The sequence below is a fragment of the Methanobrevibacter sp. genome (assembly GCF_045644645.1).
Lineage (GTDB): Archaea > Methanobacteriota > Methanobacteria > Methanobacteriales > Methanobacteriaceae > Methanocatella.
This window is the reverse complement of the sequence record NZ_JAZRHE010000117.1, coordinates 1-3333: the sequence shown is the minus strand read 5'-3', so window position 1 is coordinate 3333 and position 3333 is coordinate 1. Positions and strand designations below refer to the sequence as shown.

The window sequence follows — 3333 nt, the reverse complement described above, 5'->3', positions numbered from 1 at the left end:
TTTTAAATATGAAATTGTACTATTTCAAATATAAAATAACAATTTCAAGTGTAAAAATCAGATGTAGACAACAAAATAAAGCTCTCAGATGGCTTGAAAAACAATGTTTTTGAAAAAATTATCATGATTTATAATTAAGTGAGAGAGATGTGTTTCAAGTGTAATTGATTTCATCCAAAAATCAATTTTCAAGACATGAAGTTCAAGTGTAACGGCAATGAAAAAATGAAAATAAAAAGTTAAATTATAAATAAATGATTAAAAATTAATTTAAATTAAAAATAAAGCTAAAAATGAAAAGATAAATTTCAAGTGTTACAGATGAAATGCACCTCTTCAGTCTTCAAATACCCCCGAAATACATATACTTGAAATGTACCTCTCCCTCTCTAGACAAACATATCATTTTCATTGGAAGGTTTGATGTTGGGATTAACATTGGTAAACTGTTTGTTGATTAAAAAAATACAGAATAGTTTTGACTTAAATACCCTGTTAAGAGTTTTCATAAATTCGTTTTTAGATAAACCGTCTTCATAAATGGTTTTAGTAACGACAAAATGTTGCAATACGTCTTTGTTAACGTTAAGATCAAAATCAACCAAATAACTGTTAAATCCGAATTGCAAATCAAAAAGAAAATCTCTTCTGGCTTCAGGTGTTGATGAATTCATTAGTGTGAGATGTTCTGGAGAGACCTGTGTAGCACAGGCAACAACAATTGCATCCTTTCCTTTAGGTTTGACTACATCCATTATGTTTTCTTTTGGAAATTCAATAATATAATGAAAATCCGCGTTTTCATCAAATTTCTTTTCTAAAAGTGAATCTTCATCCATTAGCCATGTTCTAATCTTTTCTTCTAAATCCATAGTATCATCTTTTAAAATTAATAATAAAATATTTATTTTTTTAATATATAAAATAAATTATGTTTAAATTTAATGATATTATTTTTGCAGAGATTTGGAATATGAATTCATTAAATTTATTTATATTTATTATACTTGCTTTATTGTTGTCGATTGTTGTTGATGTTGTTTTTGGTGAACTTCCAGGGAGAATTCACCCGGTTGTCATAATGGGATCGATAATTAATTTTTTCAAGAATGTCTTCATCGGCATTAAAAACAGATTGTCAGGATTGCTACTTGTCATTTGCTGTGTATTTGTGACAAGTGTGATTCTGTATCTGATTTATATTATTGGATGTTGCAATTTGGTTTTGTTATTTATTATATTTACAGTATTGTTGTCATCTTCTTTTTCAATTAAAATGCTTTTGGATACGGCGATTGGTGTTGAAAATGATTTGAATGAAAGTTTAGAAAAAGCAAGGCAATCTGTTTCATACTTAGTAAGTAGAAATACTGAAGAGCTCACGGAAAGTTTCATTGTTTCAGCAACAATTGAAAGCTTAACTGAAAACATCACTGATTCCTATATAGCTCCAATTTTTTACTATTTTATTTTTGCTTTAATTCTATTATGTTATCCTGTTGATAATCAATTGTACATATTGCTGTTAGTTCCGGTTTTATATAGACTGTTTAATACACTCGATGCAATGCTTGGATATAAAACCGATGAATTAATCAATATCGGCTTTGCTCCAGCAAAGATAGATGATCTCATGAATCTTATTCCATCAAGAATAGCAGGAATATATCTTGTGATTTCAGCATATTTACTTGGATTGGATGGAAAAAACAGTTTTAATATAATGATGAGAGATGCCAGAAAATGTCCAAGCCCAAATTCTGGTTATACAATGGCATCTGCAGCAGGAGCACTCAATATTCAACTTGTTAAGAAGGATACATATATTTTAGGGGATGAAAATAAAGATATTGAAATTGAAGATATTGAAAATGCCGTGAAATTATCAAAGTGGACAATGATTTTATTTACTTTAACAATTATTTTATTATTAATTTTAACTAGGGTGATATTATGAAAATAGCTATTATTTCAGTTTCAAAAAAAGGTTATGAATTATCATCATCAATAAAGGAAAAATTAGATTCAGATTCAACAATAATTAAAATTGATTTATATCATAAAAATGTTAAAGAATATTTTCCTTATTTATTTGAAGAATATGATGCTATAATAGCGATAATGGCATCAGGCATTTTAATCAGAACAATTGCTCCTATTATAGAGTCAAAGGTAACAGATCCTGCAGTGTTAAATATTGATGATAATGGAAAATTCGTGATTTCGACTTTATCTGGTCATTTAGGTGGAGCAAATAAATTAACTAAAAAAATTGCAAATCTGATTGACGCAACACCTGTTATTACCACTTCCACAGATGTAAATAAGAAATTGGGAATTGATGTTATTGCAAAAGACCTTTATTTATCTATAGATAATTCTAAGGAAATATTATTTTTCAATAAATCTATTTTGGATGATAAGGAAATTTCATTTGTCGTTAATCCAAATAAGAATTTTAATTATTTATTTGAATATCTGAACAATAATACACTTGAAATAAACGTTTCAATTACTTTTTCATCAAAAGTAGACAAGGATGAAATTCATGCTGTTTTAGATGAGCATGAGTTGATTTTAAAAGAACGTGATATTGTTGTGGGCTTGGGCTGCAGACGCGGAAAAGAATGCGAAAAAATTTATGATGCTTTAAAAAGTTCAATCAGGGAACTGGACATTGACTTATCAAGGATTAATAAATTATCTTCAGCCGAAATCAAAAAAGATGAAAAGGGGATGTTGGAGTTATCAGATAAGTTGAACATTCCAATCTCTTTTGTAAATCTTGAAAAACTAAGGCTATTTGAATCACAGGATATACAGAAATCTGAGTTCGTAAAATCAAAATTCGGTATTTATGGCGTTTGTGAACCATCTGCATTGATTATGGCAGGTTTTGATTCAGAATTGATCTATAAAAAAACTTCATATGATGGTGTTACGGTAGCTATAGCCATTTCAAAATGATAATCAGAATGCTTTAAAATTTCAAAAAGACAATATGATGTGAATAAATCGTTTAAATCACAAAGATAATAAAAAGAAAGAAAATTAGATGGACTCTAATTTTGATAAAACTTCCCAAATTAAAGTTCTTGCATGAACTGGAATATTAGGATCGTTACTAATTTCATCAAGTTTTCCTAAGACAGTACTAATCCTTACGGATTGGTCTTGTTCCTCATCCTTTAAGAGATCATTAGATTCACTTGCAGCTTCTCTAATGTTACGAGGTACAGTATTATTATCCATAATATATTCAAGTATCTCAGATACTTCATTTATAGTTTGATTGCTCATTTTACCCCTCCAAAATAAATTATTAAAAACAAG

At 28.4% G+C, this 3333-nt stretch carries 4 protein-coding genes; 2 read left to right on the top strand and 2 right to left on the bottom strand.

The features are described from left to right. Nucleotides 1-389: 389 nt before the first annotated feature. On the bottom strand, nucleotides 390-872 hold the full coding sequence (locus ACKI4K_RS06585) for a DUF2299 domain-containing protein (protein ID WP_407423454.1): 483 nt from the start codon (nucleotides 870-872) through the stop codon (nucleotides 390-392). Between the two features lie 101 nt (nucleotides 873-973). On the opposite strand from ACKI4K_RS06585, the gene ACKI4K_RS06580 reads away from it, so the two are divergent. Both ACKI4K_RS06580 and ACKI4K_RS06575 read left to right on the top strand, forming a co-directional pair. Continuing rightward, nucleotides 974-1957 carry a cobalamin biosynthesis protein gene (locus ACKI4K_RS06580; RefSeq protein WP_407423452.1) on the top strand — a complete coding sequence of 328 codons (984 nt, stop codon included), beginning with the start codon at nucleotides 974-976 and terminating at the stop codon, nucleotides 1955-1957. Further along, nucleotides 1954-2967, top strand: coding sequence for a cobalt-precorrin 5A hydrolase (locus ACKI4K_RS06575; protein ID WP_407423450.1), 1014 nt, complete (start codon nucleotides 1954-1956; stop codon nucleotides 2965-2967). Before ACKI4K_RS06580 ends, ACKI4K_RS06575 begins: the two co-directional genes overlap by 4 nt. An 84-nt stretch (nucleotides 2968-3051) precedes the next feature. Here the strand turns inward: ACKI4K_RS06575 and ACKI4K_RS06570 are convergent, their stop codons facing one another. Continuing rightward, complete coding sequence (locus ACKI4K_RS06570; protein WP_407423448.1) at nucleotides 3052-3300, bottom strand: UPF0147 family protein; 249 nt, start codon at nucleotides 3298-3300, stop codon at nucleotides 3052-3054. Nucleotides 3301-3333: the final 33 nt, after the last annotated feature.

Coding starts and splice junctions, on each gene's coding strand:
- ACKI4K_RS06585 (WP_407423454.1), bottom strand. CDS start 872: ATGGATTTAGAAGAAAAGATTAGAACATGGCTAATGGATGAAGATTCA.
- ACKI4K_RS06580 (WP_407423452.1), top strand. CDS start 974: ATGAATTCATTAAATTTATTTATATTTATTATACTTGCTTTATTGTTG.
- ACKI4K_RS06575 (WP_407423450.1), top strand. CDS start 1,954: ATGAAAATAGCTATTATTTCAGTTTCAAAAAAAGGTTATGAATTATCA.
- ACKI4K_RS06570 (WP_407423448.1), bottom strand. CDS start 3,300: ATGAGCAATCAAACTATAAATGAAGTATCTGAGATACTTGAATATATT.